The organism is bacterium, assembly GCA_035530055.1.
GTDB lineage: Bacteria > UBA6262 > WVXT01 > WVXT01 > WVXT01 > WVXT01.
This window is the reverse complement of record DATKVN010000021.1, coordinates 1-20747: the sequence shown is the minus strand read 5'-3', so window position 1 is coordinate 20747 and position 20747 is coordinate 1. Positions and strand designations below refer to the sequence as shown.

Here is a 20747-nt window from a genome sequence, read left to right as displayed (position 1 = left end):
AGAGCTGGAGTAGCGAGACTTGTCTCGCGATTAGTTATCGCAGAGCAAGCTCTGCTACTCCTAACGTACCGCAAGCGGCTCTGCTACTCCTAACGTACCGCAAGCGGTGCTGCTACTCCTAACGCACCGCAAGCGGTGCCGTCAAAGGCTCATATTTTGTTTACTAGGGGGTGGAGATGGAAGGATTGGTAGTGGCTATTATTGGTGGAGCGATGGCAGTATTTATGGCTGGCATTGGTTCCAGTATAGGCGTAGGGTTGGCTGGTCAGGCGGCAAATGGTGTCCTATCCGAGAGTCCGGAGAAATTCGGCAGGATGTTTCTACTGGTAGCGCTTCCAGGAACTCAAGGGTTCTATGGTTTCGTGGTCGGGTTTTTGGTTATTATCAAATTGGGTCTTCTGGTTGGGCAAGTTCCGGTTATTAGCTTATCTCAAGGCCTGCAAATTTTTGGCGCCTGTATGCCCATTGCTTTTTCTGGGCTGATTTCGGCTATTCATCAGGGAAAGGTTTGTGCTGCTGGAATAGGGGTAGCAGCAAAACAGCCGGGAGCAGAAATGAGAGCATTAATTTATGCAGCTTTAGTAGAAACATACGCACTTTTGGGACTGGTAACTTCTTTCTTTCTCCTTACAGGGATTCGCCTGGGAAGTTGACGCCATTTATTAATGGTGGACAATAAAAGCTCTCCTGTAATTTTTGAGGAAATCTTATGCCTCTTGAAAAAATTCTTGAGAAGATTATCCACGATAGTGATGAACAGATAAGAAAAATTATCGACGAAGCAGAGTCCCGAGCTTCCCGGATAATCGAGGAGGGCAAACGAGAAGCAGAAAGGGTGGTTGGTGAGCTCACCCGGGAAGGGATAGAGAATGCCCGCAAGGGTGGGGAAAGAATTGTGACCTTAGCCTCTTTAGAGTCACGCAAGCGTATACTAGGGGAGAAGCAGAGAATTTTGGCAGAGGTTTACCGGGAAGTAGAGAAGAGAATAAGGAATTTGAACGGCAGAGATTATCGAGAGTTGGTAAACAGAATTATGCTGGAGAGTTGCCAGACGGGTGAAGAGTTGGTAGTTGTTGGCAAAAATGATAGGAAGAAAATAGATCAGAAGTTGATTAACAGCGTAAACGCTGAATTGATAAGAGCTGGTAAAAAGGGTAAACTGAAACTATCTTCTGAGCCAGCGTCTATTGCTGATGGATTTATTCTGAAATGGGGAAAGATAGAGATAAGTAACTCCTGGGATAACATATTGAGGTCTTTACGGGAGAAGACAGAAGACGAAGTCATAAAACTCCTGTTTACATAAAACTCTTCAAAAGGTAGTCGCAGGCTTCAGCCTGCGTATTAACGCAACCTAAAGGTTGCGACTACCAATTATCGTTTACTGGTGGAGTTCATATGGATAATCGTTATGCTTATGCGGTGGGAAAGATAAGGGCAAGGGAAGTAAGACTGCTCGATCTTCATAAGCTGTTAAGTATTCTTGAGGCGGAAAATGTTGAAGAGGCGCTCAAGGGTTTGAGCGATACAGATTATCGAGAGGGGCTGGCATTGGTCAAGAGGGAGGAGGATTTCGACTTGCATCTCTCCCGCCAGATGGAAAGTGTTTATGGCTTGATTTCTGAGCTGACACAGGATCCCGAGATAACGGACTTATTCATTTTACGAAACGACTTCCATAATATCAAGGTTGCTTTTAAAAAAAAGTACGTAGCTCCCCGAGAGGACGAATACTACCTGACTCCCTCCAAAGTTAATCGCGAAGAGCTTACAGAAGCAGTGAGAACTAGTAATTTTTTCAGGCTGCCTCCACTTTTGGCAGGAGCCCTGGAGAAGATAGAGGGAATCTATAGTTCTGAAAAGAATATTCAACTGATCAATACTATCCTCGACGAGATATATTTTTCTCACTCTCTTCAGGTATCGCGTCGGGCAAAGTGTGAATTTCTGGAGAGACTATTTTTGATTCAGATTGACCTGGCCAATATCAGAACTTTCTTGAGACTGAAGGAGATGACTAAGGGGAGAGACGCCCTAAGGAATCGCTTGATTTCGGGAGGGGTCTTAGAGAGAGAGCACTTCTTAAAATTGTTTGCGGGTTCTCTGGAGAGCTTTGTCGATAGTCTGAGATTCAAAGATTATTACGAAATATTGAAGAGCGGGATTGAACACTGGAAGAAAAGCGGAAGCTTCTCTTTTTTGGAAAAGTTATTTGATGATTACCTGTTGAACTTCGTGAAAAGAGCAAAATACATAAGCTTCGGTATTGAACCATTAATTGGCTATCTTGTGGCTAAGGAGATGGAAGTTAAGAATCTCAGGACTGCCATAGTAGGCAAGTTTAATAAATTGTCTCCGGAATCAATCAAGGGGAGACTGAGAGAGGTCTATATCGGTAGTCGCAGCCATTAGGTTTGAGGCAAGAGGGAAGAGAAATGAAAGTCGCAATAATCGGGGAGAGAGATTTCGTCTGGGGTTTTAAGGGAGTCGGTTTCTCTACCTTTCCTGTCGGCGACACTTCCCAGGCAGCCGGAGCGCTCGATGAGATTAGCAAAGGAGACTATTCACTGGTCTACATAACAGAGACTTTTGCCGAAGCTCTTCTGGAGAAGATTGACGAAGTCTCACTGATGGCAAAAGTGGATATTACTATTATTCCTGGTATTGAAGAGAAAAAGTTAGGTCTGGCGAAGTTAAGAAAGATAGCTATTAGGGCGGTGGGAGCAGATATATTTAAATAGCAACAGGGTGAGGGTTGAGAGTGACGACTCCTTTGGAGACAGAAGATGGTTAAAGGTAAAATTGTAAAAGTATCAGGTCCTCTGGTGGTTGCTGAAGGACTGCCGGGAGTGAAAATGTATGAGGTGATGCGCGTGGGCACTCCCGGGTTGATTGGTGAAGTGATTGAGTTGAAGGAGAACAGGGTCTCTATCCAGGTATACGAAGAGACTGCCGGGTTGGGGCCCGGAGAGCCTGTTGTATCCACAGGTGGGCCGCTATCAGTGGAGTTAGCTCCCGGATTAATGTCTTCTATTTATGATGGAATTCAAAGGCCTCTGGACAAAATAAGAGAGAAGGCTGGAGATTATATTGCCAGAGGACTCCACATCTCTGGAATTGACCGGGAAAAGAGATGGAAGTTCAAACCCCTGGTTAAGAAGGGAGACAATGTTATCTCCGGTGATATAATTGGAGAAGTTCAGGAGACTACTCTGATAGTACATAAGATAATGGTGCCTCCGGAGGTTGAAGGAGAAGTTGTGGAGATTCTTAAGGGAGAATTTAACGTAGAAGAGACCATTGCCCGGGTTCGGCCTTCCCATTCTCGCTCTCCAGTCTCTTTGAGTATGCTTCAGAGGTGGCCTGTCAGACGGGAAAGGCCCTATAAAGAGAAACTCCCTCCCAATACCCCTCTTTACACAGGAACAAGGGTAATAGATACTTTCTTCCCCATAACTAAAGGTGGCACTGCCTGTATTCCTGGTCCTTTCGGAAGCGGGAAGACTGTAGTTCTCCACCAGCTCGCTAAGTGGTCAGACGCAGATATCATTATTTATGTTGGCTGTGGTGAGAGGGGAAATGAGATGTGCGATGTTTTGATGGAAATGCCCAGGTTAAAAGATCCCCGCACGGGAGAGCCTTTGATGAAGAGGACTGTCCTGATTGCCAATACTTCCAATATGCCGGTAGCTGCCCGAGAAGCATCTGTTTATACCGGGGCTACAATCGGGGAATATTTCCGGGATATGGGATATAAGGTAGCTATTATGGCAGATTCAACCTCCCGCTGGGCAGAGGCGATGAGGGAGATGTCGGGAAGACTTGAAGAGATGCCTGGAGAGGAAGGTTATCCTGCCTATTTGGCTAGCCGGGTAGCCGGGTTTTATGAACGCTCTGGCAGAGTTATCTGTCAAGGGCAGCATCAGAGAGAAGGCTCCCTGTCCATAATCGGCGCTGTTTCTCCCCCTGGCGGCGACCTTTCCGACCCGGTGGTTCAGGCAACTCTGCGCATGGTAAAAGTCTTCTGGAGTCTGGAAGATAAACTTGCCTATCAGCGCCACTTTCCGGCAATCAATTGGCTGAACAGTTATTCGCTCTATCTGGATAATATTGAGGAATACTTAGCTAAAGAAGTGGCTAAAGATTATCTCCAGCTGCGCTCAGAAGCGATGCGCATCCTTCAGGAGGAATCATCTCTGGAAGAGCTGGTAAGGTTGGTGGGATTGGAAGCGCTCTCTCCTGAAGATAGATTAATTTTAGATACGGCAAAGTCTATAAGAGAAGATTTTCTCCATCAGCATGCTTTTGACCCGCAGGATGCTTATACGGGAGTAAAGAAGCAGTACCGAATGCTTAAAGTTATAATCAAACTTTTCCATCTCTCCCAAAAGTTACTGGAGGAGGGCGTGGAATTTTCCGAGCTGGCGAAGCTCAAGGCGAAAGAAAGAATATCCCGGATGAAATTCATTGACGAAAAAGAAGAGGAAAAATTTGACCTGATAGAAGAAGAGATGGAAAAGGAGATTAAAAGATAGTTTGTTCATCGCTTAGGAAATATGCTCGGGATTTGGTTCGCTCGCTGAGAATTTTTTGCTCTTTGAGCACCGCCAAAAATCTCAGGAGTTTTCCGAAATTCCCTTCGGTCAGTTTCGGATAAACTCTAATCTTCGATTTTTGGCTAAAAATTCTAATGCTCGCTACACTAAATCCCCTCGCATCAAGAGTACTCTTCACAAACTATCTTTTAATCTTAGGTATAGAGAGGAATTTTATGCAGAGGGAGTATCTTACAGTTTCCAGCATTGCCGGACCTTTAATTCTCGTGGAGGACACTGCGGGAGTTAAATACGATGAGATAGCGGAGATTACTCTTGCCAGTGGAGAGGTAAGAAGGGGAAGAGTGCTGGAAGTAGATGGGGGCAAGGTTCTCATCCAGCTCTTTGAGGGTACCACAGGTCTAAATCTTGCAGAGTCCCGGGTGAGGTTCCTGGAGAGAAGGGTGGAGCTTGCTGTCTCCATGGATATACTGGGAAGAATTTTTGATGGATTGGGAAGTCCCATTGATGGAGGGCCAGCTATACTTGCCGAGAGTAGAGAAGATATAAATGGCAGGCCAATCAACCCCGACGCCCGCAACTACCCTTCAGAATTCATTCAAACCGGTATTTGTGCAATAGACGGAATGAATACACTGGTAAGAGGTCAGAAACTACCAATCTTCTCCGGCTCCGGGCTTCCCCACAATGAGCTTGCCGCACAGATTGCCCGGCAGGCAAAGGTCATTTCCACTGAGAAAGGCACTGATGTTGAAGAGAAGTTTGCTGTTGTCTTTGGAGCAATGGGGATTACCTTTGAAGAAGCCAATTTTTTCATTACAGATTTCAAGAAGACAGGAGCAATCGAAAGAGCAGTGCTATTCATCAATCTCGCCGATGACCCGGCGATAGAGAGGTTGGCTACTCCCCGCGTGGCTTTGACTGCTGCTGAATATCTGGCTTTTCGCAAGGACATGCATGTGGTGGTAATCCTGAGTGATATGACCAATTATTGCGACGCCCTTCGAGAAGTATCGGCTGCCAGAAAAGAGGTTCCTGGACGTAGAGGATATCCTGGTTATATGTACACTGACCTGGCAACAATCTATGAGAGAGCGGGAAGAATAAAAGACAAAAAAGGCTCAATTACCTTAATGCCTATCTTAACTATGCCCGAAGATGATAAGACCCACCCCATTCCCGATTTGACAGGCTATATCACCGAGGGTCAGATAATCCTATCCAGAGAGCTGCACAGAAAGGGCATTTCCCCGCCAATAGATGTTCTTCCCTCCCTATCCAGGTTAAAAGAGAAGGGAATTGGAGAAGGCAAAACAAGGGAAGACCATGGAGACGTAACTTCTCAACTGTTTGCTGCCTACGCCCGGGGAAAGGAAGCAAAGGAACTGGCAATAATCCTGGGAGAGGCTGCTCTCTCGGAAACAGACAGGACATTTTCTCAGTTTGCTGATGAATATGAGAAAAAGTTTGTTACTCAGGGAGAATACGAGGAGAGGAGTTTAGAGAAAACCCTGGATATTGGCTGGGAGCTTCTAAAAATGCTGCCCAGGGAAGAACTGAAGAGGGTGAAGGAAGACCAGATACGGAAGTATATGGAAAGAGTTGAAGGGGAGTAAGTATGAGGCTTACTGTCAATCCCACAAGGATGGAACTTCTAAAATTGAAGAAGAGGTTAATCCTTGCCCGTCGGGGACACAGGTTGCTCAAGGATAAACAGGATGAACTGATGCGTAATTTCTTATCGCTGATAGAGGAGATTAAGAATCTTCGCCTTGCGGTTGACAAAGGACTCTTCGAGGCCTATGGATCTTTCCTTATTGCCCGCTCAACTATGGGAAGAGAGTTTTTGGAGGAAGCGTTAATGGCCAGTCAGCTGGAGACTAATCTTGAAGTCACTTATGTTCCTCTTCTAAATCTCAGGGTTCCCAGTTATGAGCTCAGGATGATGGGTGACTACTTTTCTTATGGACTCTTCACTACCTCTATGGAGCTGGACGGGGCATTAAAGAGGTACAGAGAACTAATACCCAGGATGGTGGAACTTGCGGAAAAAGGAAAAAGGGTGGAGATGCTCTCTTATGAGATTGAACGGACCAGGCGGAGAGTCAATGCTCTGGAGCATATATTGATTCCCAATATACTTGAAACTATCACTTATATAACCATGAAACTGGAGGAACTGGAAAGAAGTAATATTACCAGACTGATGAAGATCAAGGATATAGTTAGAAGACATTAAAAATAGGCGGATGGCATGGAATTTTTCCTAACGCTGGTAACAATTCTGGTTTTAGTTGCAGCCATAGTCTATATAATCGCAAAATATAGCAAAGAAAGAAAGTTACGAGTCATGTTGCAGGAGGCAGAAGACGAAATAGAAGAACATACGGAAGACCTGGGAATCCTCGTGTCGTTCCTGTTGGGAATTCATGAATTCGGTGTAGCCACCAGTGGAATAGTGGAAATAGACCGCTTAGCGAAATTGATTGTCATCAACGCAACACGACTTTTGAGAACGGAAATAGGCTCTCTAATGTTAATAGACAAGGAGACAAACATGCTGGAGATTGTTGCAGCAAGAGGTCTGCCTGAGGAATTGGTGAAAAACATCCATATTCCCATCGGAAAAGGCATTGCCGGGAAAATAGTTGAGGAAGGAGAGCCGATTCTTTGTGAAAATATAGAAACCGATACGCGTTTTTTGAAGGAGAGCAATGAAAAATATACCTCTAAGTCTTTTGTTTCCGTTCCCCTAAAGGTTCAAAATAGGGTAATTGGCGTTTTAAATATAAACAACAAAGAGTCGAAACAGAAGTTTGATGAAAAAGACTTAAGGTTACTAACCATTTTAGCCGAACAATCAGCAAGGACTATTGAGAATGCAGAGCTCTATAAACATATGCAAGACACCTATCTGGGAACAATTCAGACTCTGGCGCGAGCTATTGATGCCAAAGACCCTTATACCAAAGGCCATTCGGATAGAGTGACAAGATATGCGGTGAAGATTGCCAGAGAGATGAACCTCTCCGAGAGCGCAATTAGAAACATTGAGTATTCTGCTCTCATTCATGACATTGGAAAGATTGGTATTCAGGAATCAATCCTGACGAAAAAAGGTGCACTCTCGGGGACAGAATACGAGATTGTCAAAATGCATCCTTTAATTGGGGAAAGCATTATAACTCCCGTTAAGTTCTTAAATGGAATTGCTCCGTTAATTCTTTACCATCATGAACGTTTTGACGGCAAGGGCTATCTGGAGGGACTGAGAGGCGAAGCGATTCCCTTAGGTGCGAGGATCATTAGTGTCGCTGATGCTTTCGATGCCATGACCTCCGACCGGCCCTACCGCAAAGCGTTGACCAGGAAAAAGGCCAGAGAAGAATTGGAGAAAGAGAGTGGAAAAAAATTCGATCCCCGGGTAGTTGAAGCTTTCTTGAGACTACTGGACAGAGGAGAATTAGAAAAGGAAGGGCTATAAGTGGAAAACCCGGCAATTAACTGCAGGCGAGTAAAAAAAGTTTTAGTAGAATTTATTAGAAAGAGAATAGAGAATAGTGAATTCCAGCGAGCGGTCTTAGGCCTTTCTGGTGGAATCGATTCAACAGTCGTTGCTTACCTGGCGGTGGAGGCACTGGGAGACCCTCACGATGTGTATGCTTTAATTCTACCTTACAGATCTTACCAGTCGGAGAGCGTAAAGGATGCCCGGCTCATTGTTAGAAAGCTGGGGATAAATTCACAGATAATTAAAATTGACCCTATGATTGAAGAATATTTCATGAAATTTTCTTATAAAAGGATTCCCCATCATGCTCTCCCGGGAAGTGATGCTTCCCAGGTTAAAACACTGGAATACGTGAGGAGGGGAAACAAGATGGCGCGGGAGAGGATGTCTATACTTTACGACTGGGCATTATCCTTGAGGGGTTTGGTACTGGGGACAAGCAATAAGACGGAGCTAAGTATGGGCTATTTTACCAAATATGGCGACGGAGGAGTCGACCTGGAACCACTGGGCGACCTTTACAAGACCCAGGTGAGGCAACTGGCGAGATATCTCGGGGTTCCTGAGCCCATTATAAACAGGCGTCCATCGGCAGGCTTATGGCCGGGGCAGACCGATGAAGGAGAACTGGGCATCAGTTACGATGAGCTGGATAAAATGTTATATTGTATGTTGGAGAAAAAATATAGTATTAAGAAATTACTAACTCTTGGCTTTTCCATAGAAAATATCGAGAAAGTCAAGAATTTTGTTAAGAATTCAAAGCACAAAAGGAGGCTACCCCCAGTTGCCAGGATAAGGCAAGGATTATGAGTATACTCTATGTTGTGGCCACTCCCATTGGGAATCTGGAAGATGTAACCTTGAGAGCACTGCGTATTCTCAAGGAAGTCGATTTAATTGCAGCTGAAGATACAAGAAAGACCAGAAAATTATTAAGCCATTATGGTATTCACACTCCCCTCACCAGCTATTACGGCAGAGAAAGTAAAGCAGATTATCTAATTGACACCCTGAATAGAGGCAAGAATGTTGCTATAGTATCAGAAGCAGGAACGCCCGGAATTTCTGACCCTGGTTATCCTCTCATAAAGAAAGCAATAGAGAAGGGAATTATTATCCAGTCAATTCCTGGCCCCTGCGCTGCTATATCCGCACTGGTAGTCTCAGGCCTGCCCACTGATGGATTCATCTTTACGGGCTTTTTACCCCGTAAGAAAGGAAAATTAACAAAACGGCTAAAAGAACTATTTAATTTTGAAAAGACAGTTATTTTTTATGAATCGCCAAACAGGATAGTGGCTACTCTGGAGGCTGTCAAGGAAAATTTTGGTGAGGTGAATGTAGTTATCGCCCGGGAATTAACCAAGAAGTTTGAAGAAGTCATCAGGGGAAGCATTGACCAGGTATTGACTCTACTTAAGGGAAGAAAAGTAAAAGGTGAGGTAATAATTCTCCTCCATAAATGAGAAGACTCAAATTGCTATTACGGGTTGATATTCGGAGAAATTTCAGGTATAATTACTGGTGAAATGGCAATAAAAATTAGACTATTCCATAAATTTATCCTTATTATGGTCGTTCTCGCTGTCCTTCCGCTCTCCATTGTGGGACTGAGGATGATTAATATCAACAGGGTAGCTCTTCAGGATTCTATCTTAGAGCTCCATACCCATCTGGCTCAGTCGCTGGCGGAGAAGATTGACGATTACATAGATAATCTGAGAGGGAAACTATCATTTATAATCACTTCTCAGAAGATTGCAAAAATGTCCTGGTCAGAAAAGAGAGTTGTGCTGAAATCTCTTTTGGAGACAAGCGAGGATTTCGTTACTATTTCTATCGTGGACAGTAAGGGAACGGAGATAATAAAAGTTTATAACCCAAATCTGGAAAGGAAACCAAGGCTACTTAACCTGAGGGAAGATAAATTATTTCTTAAAGCGCTTCGAGGCAGTCATGATATCAGTCCTCTCTACTACGTAGGAGACGATCCCAGGTTGAACGTGGCTTATCCTCTGGTAGAAGGGCAGGTAATCTACATTGTAGTCACACTGAACAAACTCTGGCATAAGATTTACAGTACAATGATCGGAAGGACTGGATTTGCCTTTCTGGTAAATAAGGAAGGGAAAATCATAGCTCACCCCCAGAAAAAAAGGGCCATGGACTTTGAAGATGCCACTCAGTTGGCTATTGTCCAGGAGGTCCTTTCTGGCAAGACTCTGGGAAGCAAGGAGTTCACTGACGAGAGGGGAGTGGAGATGGTTGGTGCTTATGCTCCGGTGAAGAGGTTAGGCTGGGGGATGATTGTGCAGCAGGCAAAAAACGATGCCTATATCTCGGCAATAAAAATGAAGCAGAACGCCATCCTCTGGATAATTGTGTCCATCTTTGGAGCAGCCCTGGTGGGGTTTCTTACTGCCCGGGGGTTGAGCCGTCCCATCCTCAACTTAATTGTGGGTGCGGGAAAGGTAGCCCAAGGCGATTTTACCCATAAAGTTGTGGTGGAGACTCACGACGAACTTTTAACTCTAGCCGATACCTTTAATTTAATGACCCAGAAATTGAAAGAGTATAATGACCTGCAGATTGACAGAATAATTGCCGAGAAAACCAAGACAGAAGCAGTCATCTACAGCATTGCCGATGGAATTGTGATGACAGATTTTTCTGGCAGGATAGCGCTTATGAACAAGCAGGCCCGGGAAATGCTTCAAGTTAGCGGAGAAGAGGTGCTGGGCAAAGATTTGATAGATTACATTGGAGACAAGAGGATTGCCCAGAGCCTTCGTGAGATAATGGAACAGAAAGAGAAGACTGTAGTGAGGGAGCTCGACCTCTCTCAGGGTCTCTACCGGAAGTTCATAAAGACAGGCACCAATATCGTAAAGACTGAGAAAGGAAAGAATCTGGGTGTGGTTACAGTGCTCCACGACATTACTCTGGAGAAAGAGATAGAAAAGATGAAAGATGATTTTGTCCATTCCATAACTCATGACCTCAGAAGCCCAATGACTTCCATTCGTGGGTTCGCGGAGGTTCTGCTTGATGGCTCGGCTGGCGAAATAAATGAAGAGCAGAGGGAATTTTTGAAAATAATAGATACTTCCGGCAAGAAACTTCTAGGCATGATCAATAACATTTTAGATGTGGCAAAGTTAGAAACAGGTAGGATGAAACTTACTCTTGCAAAGTTCGACCCAAAGGAGACCGTTGAAAGGATCATCAAGATAATGGAACCACAGGCAGTAAAATCAGAGGTGAAGTTATCCAGTCAGGGATTCGATACCTTTCCCAAAATTCGGGCTGATAGCGACATGATGGAGCGGGTAATTATGAATCTGGTCTCCAATGCCATAAAGTTTACTCCTTCTGAAGGGAGCGTGGATATAATTGGACAAGACTTCCCGGATAGGATTCAAATTACAGTCGCTGATACCGGGATGGGTATTCCTCCAGACTATTTAGACACGGTATTTGACAAATTTCAGCAGGCTGGAATTGGTAAGGATGAGAAGAGGAGAGGGTCTGGTTTAGGGCTAACTATCGCCAAACATGGAGTAGAGGCCCATTTAGGAAAAATCTGGGTGGAGTCAGAAATGGGAAAGGGAAGCAGGTTCTCTTTCTGGCTTCCCAAAAAGTTGGTAAAGAATAAAAAAGGAGAAATCGTATGTGGTTGATGGGGAAGAAGGCAACCATTCTAATTATTACTCTTATGGCTATTCTGTCTCTCTTTACCCTATCTCAAGCTCAGGAGGAGAGGGTTGAGCTTATCGAAGTAACTGTAAAGAAAGGAGATACACTACACAAGTTTGCTGATATATATCTACGAGACCCATCACGGTGGCCAGAGATTTACAAATATAATAAAGACCTGGTGGAAAATCCTAATATCATCCTTCCCGCAATGAAAATTAAAGTTCCCATCGGTTTACTGAAAGATGAGATTGCCGACATAATCCGTATAAGGAACAACGTGCGTACCCGGAAAAGGGGAGAATCGGAATGGGAGAGGGCGGTTCTCCGTATGAGGCTCTTCTCTGAAGATGGAATCAGAACTCTTTCTGACTCTCTCGCTCATATAGAATTTATAAAGGGCGAGATCATCAGGTTAGGGGAGAACTCACTGGTTATTCTTAGACCGGAAGAGAAAGAGGAGACAGTGGAGTTACTTTCCGGAGAGTTGAGAGCATCAGAGGCAAGAGTTCTCACTGCTTCTGCAGTAGTTGAACCCCAAATCTCACCTACGCTTGCCAAACCCGATTTCAAAACAAAGATAAAGAAGGACAAGACGACCCTGGTATCTGTTTACAAGGGGAAAGTGGACCTCATAGCCCAGGGAGAGAGAGTGACAATTAATGAAGGATTTATGTCTCAGGCAAAATTGGATTACGCTCCGGAAAAACCTATCGCCTTGCCGCCCCCGCCTGACCTGAACCAGGCTAAGGAAGAGCTGGCAAAGAAACCAGCAGCTCCTGAGTTAGGTGAACAGGAAGTGGTAGAAGAAGAGATTAATTTGGAGGAGACTCTTACTGTCCTCGATTTCTCTGAAAAGAAGAGAAGACTGGGGATAAAATATCTCCATCTTCAGGTCGCTTCTGACCCCGGATTTATGGATATCCTCGAAGATAAGAGATTGGAAAGTATCGAAGAGTACCAGAGGAGGAGACTTCCCGATGGTGAATATTTCTGGAGGGTCTCTTATGTTTATGAAGACGAGTTCGAGAGTAAATATTCTCCAGTCAGAAGTTTTACAGTGGTTACTATTCCTCCCGGGTTAGAGATATCTTCTCCCCAAGAAGGAGAAAAAATCCCAGATGAGTTCATTAAAGTAAAGGGCAGGACAGATGAAGGTTGCATAGTAAGAGTGAATGATAAACGCGTATACGTTAATGAGGAAGGAAAATTTTTCACTGTAGTACATTTAACCTTGGGAAAAAATATAATTACTGTTCAATCTCAAGATGAAAAGGGCAATGTAGCTATAGTAAAGAGAGAAATAGAAGCAGTCCATCCAAAGAAGAGAAGCTTCTGGGGTGGGGCAGGGATTGCGATTACCATAGGTATAATGGCAGTTATTTTAATAAGTGTCCTTTAGGTTAAGAAATGCCCAAGAAAGTACTTATTGTAGATAGTGATATTGATGCAAGGTTCTTAGTGAAGGTGCATTTGAGAAGATTCAATGTTGAATTTATCGAAGCCAGAAATGGAGAGTCGGGGCTGGAACTTGCCCAATCAAAGAAGCCCGATTTAATTGTAATGGATTATGTCCTGCCCAGGTTGAGCGGCTACGAGATGATAAAGAGAATTCGGAAGGACAAGGCTACCAGAAATATCCCTATAATTATAGCCACAATAGCAGGGTTCGACCTGCAGATGAAGGAATTGAACGTTGTAGGGTATCTTCCCAAACCTTTCTCTCGAGAACAATTTTTAACAGTAGTGGAGAAAGCCTTAGGAAAGATATCCCTTAAAAGGAAGGAAGCCAGAGTAGCCCCTCCAGGTGGTCAAACTGCAAAGGTAGCTCCTATCAAAAAGAAAAGTGAGGCTACAGCCATAATGAAAAAGATTGTTATAGCAGATGATGATGAAGATGTGAGAGAGTTATTGAAAAGTTTACTCAAAGATAAATATCGAGTAATCCTGGCTAAAGATGGGCTGGATTTGATAGAAAAAGTCAAAAAAGAGAGACCTGACTTAATCATCTGTGATGTGATTATGCCCGGGCAGAGCGGCTATAAGAGTGTTAAAAGGTTAAGGGAGAAGCCTGAATTTCTCAATCTGCCCGTAATCTTTAATTCGGGTTTAGTTAAAGATAAAGAGTTATACGAGACCTTAAAGCCAGAAGGCCCGAGCTATTTCATAAGCAAACCATTCGGAAAGAAGGTCCTTTTAGATAAAATAGAAGAAATGTTAAATAAATAGAGGAGTAGCAGAGCAATAGTTCCGCGCCATTATTTCTCAATTATAAAGAGGTCTGGAGTCCTCCCGAGAGGGAGGAATATAATGACAGGAGTGGCAGAGCGTAAAATCATGGGCTCATAGCTCAACGGATAGAGCACAGGGTTGCGGACCCTGGTGTGAGGGTTCGATTCCCTCTGAGCCCTTTAAATTTATAGGGATCAGGAGTGAAATTTTTTTTAATTTTTGCAAATGGGATATGTGTTGGATTGGCGGGATTCATATTCCTCTATTTTCTTAAATACAATTTTATTTCCTGGGTTATGACGGATATTCCTTCTCTCATCCAGATGTTTGTAGTATTTGCTCTGATTTTTGGGAAGAAAATATTAATGAATATTTCCATCCCTTTCCTTCTATTCTATGGAGCAGGGGGATTTTTTTTATTCGATTGGTCTTCCAGGACGATGCCTGCCCAGATAAGCCACTCGATAATGATTCTGACAACTCTCTATATTATCTATCTTATGATTACGCGCTGGGAGATAGGGAAGTTGGCAATCGGGATTATGCTCGGAATTATACTCTTTGTGCCGTTTAGAGTATTTGAGATTTACTATTTGGAAGCCCATCCAGAAATTAAAAGTCATTTCGAATTTTTCAAAGGTAGATAATTTTATGGAGAGATGCCGGAGTGGTTGAACGGGGCGGTCTCGAAAACCGCTATCCCGATTTCGGGATCGGAGGTTCGAATCCTCCTCTCTCCGCCAATTAGAAAATCGATCGCTTTATGAAGAAAAACCATATTTTTGTCATAATACTGATAGTTATGACGACAGCCCTGGTAGCTTTAATTAGTGGTTATTCCAAGAAAGCTCTTTGCGAAAATAACCCTGATAGCGAAGCATTTGGTATCTACACTGCTACTTTAGACGGCAAAAATATGAAGCCGCTAATTACAAATTCCTGGCAGCAGATGACCCATGCAAGAGTTTCACCGGATAAAAATTGGGTTACTTTTACCCGCTATACTAATAGAGGCAAGGACGGTTGTGCAACCGAGAACGAGGCTAATTACGACAGGAAAGGCCAGCAGTACTTAGGAACCGAAGTCCTGATTATGCGGATAGATGGGACTGATGTGAGGACGCTAATCCCGCACCAGAAAGACAGAATGGCGGCAAACAGCTACTGGACTCCTGACGGTAAAGGCATTATCTATGTTTCCAGCCCTAACGAAAAGGGCCGGCCTCAGATTAACCATATTATTCTCGATGATAATATACAGGTAAAAGAAATTACAAAACTTCCCATTCCTGACCACATTATCCCTACAGACCCTCACTGGGTAGGTGAGTGGGTAGTGTTTCCGGCAATGGATATTAAGAACAGAAAAAGAGGCATTTGGAGAATGAGATATGACGGCAGCGGTCTTGAGCTTCTTGCCCAGACACCCAAGAAAGCGGAGATGCAGGATAATGACCCTAAGCTTTCACCTGATGCCTCTAAAGTAGCTTTTATGCGTAAAATGAAACAAAGGGGCATTTGGCATACTTTAGTTGTAGATGTTGAAACAAAACAACTAAAGGACCTTTCTAAAAAATATATTCCCAAAGATGCTAAAGTTGCACTGGAGGCTGTGCCTTCCTGGTCCAGTGACGGGAGGTTACTGATTTGTGATCGTATAATTCTTTATAACTCTGGAAAATGGTTAAATGAAATCCATACTATGCGTCCCGATGGAAGTAGAAGAAGGAAAGCACCTTTTTCTAGGAAATACTTATATTTCCATCCTTCTTTTTTCCCGGGCGAAGGCTCAGACAAAGATGCAAGAATTATGTTTTCAGCCCGGAAGATAGACACTTCGGGCAGAAGGCAACCAGATTTAGAGGCGGCAGTTGGCGGTCATTATGAAAAAATCAAAATTATTGGTGAGGTTAACACTAACGGCATATATGACCCTTCAGTGGAATATAATGAAGATGGTTCTGTTGGCTGGATGACGTACTCAAGCATAGACGCGCCGAAATATATCCGCACTAACCTGGCAAAAACTCTTGACCACGGTAAAACATGGACGTTCGTGAAGACAATTAATTCTTCAGTTGATGACACGGTCAGGCTTAACAATAAAGTAATAGATGGCTCCTGGTGGAACGAGGTTTCCACGCTGGTTCATGACCCTGATGATCCAGGTAAAGAGTGGAAATTATTTTGGCATAAATATTTTGCAAAACACGATCCAGGTGCCGGAGCAGGCAATAGAGTGCTTCAGTATGGCTGGGTTGCATACAAATATTCAAGCAACCCCGCAGGAAAATGGTCAGAAGAGATACCTTTATTTGGTGCCGGACCCTTTCCGCTCAAACCGCACAAGACAAGGATCAATTTGAGCCAGTTGCACCCGGACTTAAAAGATCTTTTTGTATATACTGAACCCGGCTCGATTTATAAAGACGGAGTTCTATATCTAAGCCTGCAAGGCCATAAGTTTGTTAATAAACAGAATATAGCCAGGATAATCTTGATTGCTTCTTATGACCATGGCAAAACCTGGAGATATATGGGCACTCTTCTGAAGAATGAGGATGCCCAAAGATTTGGAGCGTACTATTTTAGTGGCTCAAGCTTGGTTGAGGAGAATGGCCGGATTTTTTTATTTGCCAGCCCCCAGGATCCCGGCCGGACTATGGCCGAATCATCCACTAAAGGTGTGGTCGTATTCGAGCTTGAGGATATCAGGAAAGGGAAACTTAAGAAAGATAATAACGGGAATCTTGTTAGTGTTAAATGGATTAAAACAACGACTAATCTAAAGGGCGGGCAAAGCGACTATGACGAGCAAAACAGTTATGGGGGAATTATAATGCCTCAACTGAATTTCACAGCTTTTCCCGAAGCCTTTCAGATTTTCAATACCAAAGAGAAAATTATTCCGTAGTTAGGGGGTAAGATGAAGAACTATTTTGATGACGATGCTATAGTGGCAATTTCTACACTGATAGGGAAAAGTGGCATCGGCATAGTGCGCTTAAGCGGAAAAGGCAAACTTTGTTTAAAAGGCGCCGCTTGCTTCACAGGGAAGTAGTATGGCAAAGAAAATCTTATTTATGGTTTTGATTTCTTTAACTTTGGGAATTCTAAGTTTCCTTGCTGGTTTTTCTCTGAGACAGTCGTTCATCATCTCTATTTTTTTAGTATCAATTCTGGGGACACTATTTTTCTGGGATTTCAGATTAAGTTTCGTTTTCATAGGCAGTGGTCTTCTTCTTCTGATTCACGCAATCGACTTAGAAAATTTTATGAAGTTCGCCTCCCTGGATGTTATTATTTTTCTAATCGGAATGATGATAGTGGTGGGTATGATGAAGGATGCTGGGTTTTTTCATTGGCTGGTAACAATGTTTTTAAGATTGAAGAAGCTCAGTGGGAGAAAATTTTTTATTCTTTTGATGCTTGTTTCGGCGTTGTTATCAGGACTCATGGGGGAAATTTCCTCGATAATTGTAATGATGGCCGTCATCCTTGAAATCTGTAGTTTTCTGGAAGTTGACCCTCTGCCAATGGTTATTTCCTCAGTGTTAGCAACGAACATAGGCTCAGCTTCCACCGTATTAGGTAACCCCATAGGGATTCTGATTGCAGCGCGTAGCAAACTCTCTTTTGAAAACTTCATAACTTTTGCTCTACCTGTGTCGATTCTTGCTCTTGGTCTCACCATATTTATTCTGTGTATAATATACAGGAGTTATTTAAAAGAGATTTCTTTGAAACTAGAGACGCATCAGGAAAATAAGAATTTTTTGTACCTGATTTCTATTCCTCCGGATTTTCGCACGAAAGTCAGTATGTTAATCTTCGGCGTTATGGTATTGCTTATTGCGTTACACAGGAGAATGGAAATCCTGTTTCAGCTGGGCGAGAATTCAATGCTGATAATGCTACCGGTCATTTTTGCAGGAATAGTTATGATATATCGGCATGATAAGGCAAGATACTACGTAGAGCACGAAGTTGAATGGAATTCGCTATTATTTTTCATGTTCCTATTTGCCCAGGCAGGCGTTGTCCAGGCATCCGGTGTGGGCAATATTTTGGCAAAGAAAATTTTGGGTATTATAGGAAATCATCCAAAGATTCTATTGGGTTCAATTCTATTTTCTAGCGGACTATTGTCGGGTGTTCTTGATAATGTTGTTGTTGTTGCCTCTTATGTCCCAATAGTTAAAAGCCTACATATGTTCAGTTCCAATTTAAAACCTGTATGGTGGGCAATACTGTTTGGCGCCTGTTTTGGAGGAAATATCACGATGATAGGCTCGACTGCAAACATTGTTGCATTGGGTATTCTGGAGAAAAAACTTAATGTCAAAATTGCTTTCTCTCAATGGTTAAAGGTGGGACTGCTCGTTGGTTTTCTCAGTATGTTAGTTTCATACTTTATGATAATTGCTTTCTTCAGATCCATCTAGCAATTTTCGAGAAAGAGAGGTGAAAGAATGCGAAATTTGCCTGGGTTTATTCTGATTAATCTATTCATAATTAGTCTTTTCTCTTTTCCTTCAGTGGCGGAAGATATGCTTTCACAACCGGTAGAAGAAGCATTAGTAGAAGTCCGCCCCGAGGGACAATTTAGTTCTTCCGGCGGAATTGTCTTAAGAATTGAATGGAATAACCCCTTTAATCCCGAAGCCGCAGACTCTGCTGATCGCTACACCAGGATATACTACAAAGTGACCGAACAAGGAGCAACTATTAGAGTCTATTCAATCAATGGAGAACTTGTAAGGACATTAGTGGAAAACACAACAGAAATGGAACCTACCGTGCCCTTACAATGGGATGGGAGGAACGATAAGGGCAGGGTTGTAGGAAGCGGAGTATATCTGGTCAATCTCAAAATTGGTAAATCTTCAAAGACCGTAAAGGTTGTCGTTTTAAAATAGGGAGGTGGTATGAACAAACCAGCTAAGTCTGGTTTTATTTTCTTAATTGTTCTTCTTTTCGTAGCATATCTTCCAAATTCAGTTTTCTCCTCATCAGGGATAGGCACTACCACAGGGAACTTCCTGAACATGAACTTTAGCCCCCGGGCTATGGGAATGGGAGAAGCATTCTGTGCTTTAGCCGATGATGTGAGCGCAATGCACTGGAACCCGGCAGGATTGGCTTTCGTTTTTAATCCAGAATTAGAGACAATGCACACTTTCTGGCTGGGTAATATAAGCCATGAATTTTTGGGTTACATCCACCCTATATCTTTGGGGACTCTGGGGATTAGCGCCTCTTATCTCCATATGGGCAAAATGGACAAAATAATACGAGGAGAAACGCAGGGCAAATTTACTGTATACGATATTTACGGAGGTTTGGCTTATGGTCTCCCCGTGTCAAAGTCCTTCTGTTTCGGCTTTAACTTAATGGGATTAGAGAGTAGAATCGACCGAAATAAAGCTTCTGCTTTTTCCTCTGATGTGGGAATTATGCTTTCCACCCCTAACCGTTCATTTTCCTTTGGATTGGTTGGGCAGAACCTGGGGACAAAGATGAGGGGTGAGAAGCTGCCTATAAATATCAAAGCCGGTTTAGCTTGTAAGATTAAATTTTCCCAGGAGAGAGTCGACCTTTCAATTGCCCTCGATGCAAATAAACCTATAGAGGGGAATTTTAATTTCTCGTTAGGGATTGAGCATGTTTTGCTGGAGACTTTTGCAGTTAGAGCGGGATATAAGTATGACTTACAAAAAACGGGCTTGAGCAATTTAGCCGGGTTGAGAGTGGGCGCAGGCTTACGTTGGAGGGGACTTCTAACGAATTATGCGTGGGCACCGTATGCTTCTCTGGGAACAACTCATATGGTCTCTTTGGGATACAGATTTGGTAAGGCAGGAAGACTCCCCACGGTAAAGATTATATTACAGGCTGATCCCGGGGTTTTCTCTCCCAATAATGATGGAATGGACGATGTCACTGAACTGGTAATAGCGGGTGAGAATTTAGAGAAAGTAGAGGAGTGGAAATTTCGAATCAAAGATAAAGACGGTGCGATTATATCAAGAAAGTCCGGAGAGATTTTACCCATCTCTATCGCTTGGGATGGAACTGATACAGAAGGCAAGATAGTTCCTGATGGACTATATACTTGTCAGATAGAGACAGAGGAGTGGGGGAGATTGCCTGCAAAGTCTGAATGGACAACGACTTTAGTTGACAATACTTTACCCAAGGCTGAGATTATTATTACTACAGGAGCATTTTCTCCCAATGGCGATGGCATAGATGATACAGTGACTCTCCAGCTTAAAGCACAAGATGCCAACGAGATAAGAAGCTGGATGGTTGAGATATACAATAAACAGGGGAAGCTGGCGAAAACTTTTAAGGCCGAAGAACCACCTCCCCAATCTATTGTCTGGGATGGTAAAGACGATTACTATAAGACAACTATTCCTGCCGGCGAATATAGGGTAAAATTAGTCGTCTATGACGTTGCCTGGAATAAGGGAACCTCTTCTTCTAAAAAATTGAACGTGGAAATACCATTACCCAAACTTGGGAAAGGGATAAAGGTAGAAGAAGAGGAGCGAGGGTTAAAGATTACTTTCTCGGTAAAGGTCCTTTTCGGCATAGGCAAGTCTGTTCTGCGTGAAGATGGTTACGTTGCTATACAGCAGGCGATAAGAGTGCTCAAAGAGTACCCTCTCAATAAGGTCTCTATTGAGGGACATACCGATAGCGTGGGAAGTAGCGCCTATAATCAGAAATTATCGAAGATG

At 43.3% G+C, this 20747-nt stretch carries 19 protein-coding genes and 2 tRNA genes; all 21 read left to right on the top strand.

From position 1 onward, the window contains the following. Positions 1-176 precede the first annotated feature (176 nt). Positions 177-653 carry a V-type ATP synthase subunit K gene (locus VMW39_02300; protein ID HUW22848.1) on the top strand — a complete coding sequence of 159 codons (477 nt, stop codon included), beginning with the start codon at positions 177-179 and terminating at the stop codon, positions 651-653. A gap of 56 nt (positions 654-709) precedes the next feature. Further along, a complete protein-coding gene (locus VMW39_02295) occupies positions 710-1306 on the top strand; it encodes a V-type ATP synthase subunit E family protein (GenBank protein ID HUW22847.1) in 597 nt (198 codons plus the stop codon). Positions 1307-1398: 92 nt separating this feature from the next. Beyond that, positions 1399-2412, top strand: a complete 1014-nt coding sequence (locus tag VMW39_02290; protein ID HUW22846.1) for a V-type ATP synthase subunit C — start codon at positions 1399-1401, stop codon at positions 2410-2412. Positions 2413-2435: 23 nt separating this feature from the next. Beyond that, positions 2436-2741, top strand: a complete 306-nt coding sequence (locus VMW39_02285; GenBank protein ID HUW22845.1) for a V-type ATP synthase subunit F — start codon at positions 2436-2438, stop codon at positions 2739-2741. A 45-nt stretch (positions 2742-2786) separates the two neighbouring features. Continuing rightward, a complete protein-coding gene (locus VMW39_02280; protein HUW22844.1) occupies positions 2787-4535 on the top strand; it encodes a V-type ATP synthase subunit A in 1749 nt (582 codons plus the stop codon). Between the two features lie 236 nt (positions 4536-4771). After that, positions 4772-6172, top strand: a complete 1401-nt coding sequence (locus VMW39_02275) for a V-type ATP synthase subunit B (GenBank protein HUW22843.1) — start codon at positions 4772-4774, stop codon at positions 6170-6172. A 2-nt stretch (positions 6173-6174) separates the two neighbouring features. Then, on the top strand, positions 6175-6795 hold the full coding sequence (locus tag VMW39_02270) for a V-type ATP synthase subunit D (GenBank protein ID HUW22842.1): 621 nt from the start codon (positions 6175-6177) through the stop codon (positions 6793-6795). 15 nt (positions 6796-6810) lie between these two features. Further along, positions 6811-8040, top strand: coding sequence for an HD-GYP domain-containing protein (locus VMW39_02265; GenBank protein ID HUW22841.1), 1230 nt, complete (start codon positions 6811-6813; stop codon positions 8038-8040). Beyond that, positions 8041-8880: an NAD+ synthase gene (locus VMW39_02260; protein HUW22840.1), complete on the top strand. Its 840-nt coding sequence runs from the start codon at positions 8041-8043 to the stop codon at positions 8878-8880. Beyond that, positions 8877-9536, top strand: coding sequence for a 16S rRNA (cytidine(1402)-2'-O)-methyltransferase (gene rsmI / locus VMW39_02255; GenBank protein ID HUW22839.1), 660 nt, complete (start codon positions 8877-8879; stop codon positions 9534-9536). Before VMW39_02260 ends, rsmI begins: the two co-directional genes overlap by 4 nt. Before the next feature lie 63 nt (positions 9537-9599). After that, positions 9600-11750: an ATP-binding protein gene (locus VMW39_02250; GenBank protein ID HUW22838.1), complete on the top strand. Its 2151-nt coding sequence runs from the start codon at positions 9600-9602 to the stop codon at positions 11748-11750. Further along, positions 11741-13168 carry a FecR domain-containing protein gene (locus tag VMW39_02245; GenBank protein ID HUW22837.1) on the top strand — a complete coding sequence of 476 codons (1428 nt, stop codon included), beginning with the start codon at positions 11741-11743 and terminating at the stop codon, positions 13166-13168. Before VMW39_02250 ends, VMW39_02245 begins: the two co-directional genes overlap by 10 nt. A gap of 8 nt (positions 13169-13176) precedes the next feature. Further along, positions 13177-13995: a response regulator gene (locus VMW39_02240; protein HUW22836.1), complete on the top strand. Its 819-nt coding sequence runs from the start codon at positions 13177-13179 to the stop codon at positions 13993-13995. A 110-nt stretch (positions 13996-14105) separates the two neighbouring features. Next, a tRNA-Arg gene (locus VMW39_02235) sits at positions 14106-14177 on the top strand. Between the two features lie 21 nt (positions 14178-14198). Next, positions 14199-14645 (top strand): hypothetical protein, encoded by a 447-nt coding sequence (locus VMW39_02230; GenBank protein ID HUW22835.1) that lies wholly within the window; start codon positions 14199-14201, stop codon positions 14643-14645. A 6-nt stretch (positions 14646-14651) separates the two neighbouring features. After that, positions 14652-14741, top strand: a tRNA-Ser gene (locus VMW39_02225). Positions 14742-14761: 20 nt separating this feature from the next. Next, the gene (locus tag VMW39_02220) at positions 14762-16912 is read left to right on the top strand and encodes a hypothetical protein (GenBank protein ID HUW22834.1); all 2151 of its coding nucleotides are present in this window, start codon (positions 14762-14764) and stop codon (positions 16910-16912) included. A gap of 12 nt (positions 16913-16924) precedes the next feature. Beyond that, complete coding sequence (locus VMW39_02215) at positions 16925-17059, top strand: hypothetical protein (protein ID HUW22833.1); 135 nt, start codon at positions 16925-16927, stop codon at positions 17057-17059. A gap of 1 nt (position 17060) precedes the next feature. Then, a complete protein-coding gene (locus tag VMW39_02210; GenBank protein HUW22832.1) occupies positions 17061-18443 on the top strand; it encodes an SLC13 family permease in 1383 nt (460 codons plus the stop codon). 27 nt (positions 18444-18470) lie between these two features. Then, positions 18471-18917, top strand: a complete 447-nt coding sequence (locus tag VMW39_02205) for a T9SS type A sorting domain-containing protein (GenBank protein ID HUW22831.1) — start codon at positions 18471-18473, stop codon at positions 18915-18917. A 9-nt stretch (positions 18918-18926) separates the two neighbouring features. Beyond that, the coding region (locus VMW39_02200) for a PorV/PorQ family protein (GenBank protein HUW22830.1) at positions 18927-20747 on the top strand (1821 nt) is incomplete at its 3' end.

Coding starts and splice junctions, on each gene's coding strand:
- VMW39_02270 (HUW22842.1), top strand. CDS start 6,175: ATGAGGCTTACTGTCAATCCCACAAGGATGGAACTTCTAAAATTGAAG.
- VMW39_02300 (HUW22848.1), top strand. CDS start 177: ATGGAAGGATTGGTAGTGGCTATTATTGGTGGAGCGATGGCAGTATTT.
- VMW39_02220 (HUW22834.1), top strand. CDS start 14,762: ATGAAGAAAAACCATATTTTTGTCATAATACTGATAGTTATGACGACA.
- VMW39_02250 (HUW22838.1), top strand. CDS start 9,600: ATGGCAATAAAAATTAGACTATTCCATAAATTTATCCTTATTATGGTC.
- VMW39_02275 (HUW22843.1), top strand. CDS start 4,772: ATGCAGAGGGAGTATCTTACAGTTTCCAGCATTGCCGGACCTTTAATT.
- VMW39_02285 (HUW22845.1), top strand. CDS start 2,436: ATGAAAGTCGCAATAATCGGGGAGAGAGATTTCGTCTGGGGTTTTAAG.
- VMW39_02295 (HUW22847.1), top strand. CDS start 710: ATGCCTCTTGAAAAAATTCTTGAGAAGATTATCCACGATAGTGATGAA.
- VMW39_02215 (HUW22833.1), top strand. CDS start 16,925: ATGAAGAACTATTTTGATGACGATGCTATAGTGGCAATTTCTACACTG.
- VMW39_02280 (HUW22844.1), top strand. CDS start 2,787: ATGGTTAAAGGTAAAATTGTAAAAGTATCAGGTCCTCTGGTGGTTGCT.
- VMW39_02205 (HUW22831.1), top strand. CDS start 18,471: ATGCGAAATTTGCCTGGGTTTATTCTGATTAATCTATTCATAATTAGT.
- VMW39_02265 (HUW22841.1), top strand. CDS start 6,811: ATGGAATTTTTCCTAACGCTGGTAACAATTCTGGTTTTAGTTGCAGCC.
- VMW39_02245 (HUW22837.1), top strand. CDS start 11,741: ATGTGGTTGATGGGGAAGAAGGCAACCATTCTAATTATTACTCTTATG.
- VMW39_02210 (HUW22832.1), top strand. CDS start 17,061: ATGGCAAAGAAAATCTTATTTATGGTTTTGATTTCTTTAACTTTGGGA.
- rsmI (HUW22839.1), top strand. CDS start 8,877: ATGAGTATACTCTATGTTGTGGCCACTCCCATTGGGAATCTGGAAGAT.
- VMW39_02240 (HUW22836.1), top strand. CDS start 13,177: ATGCCCAAGAAAGTACTTATTGTAGATAGTGATATTGATGCAAGGTTC.
- VMW39_02290 (HUW22846.1), top strand. CDS start 1,399: ATGGATAATCGTTATGCTTATGCGGTGGGAAAGATAAGGGCAAGGGAA.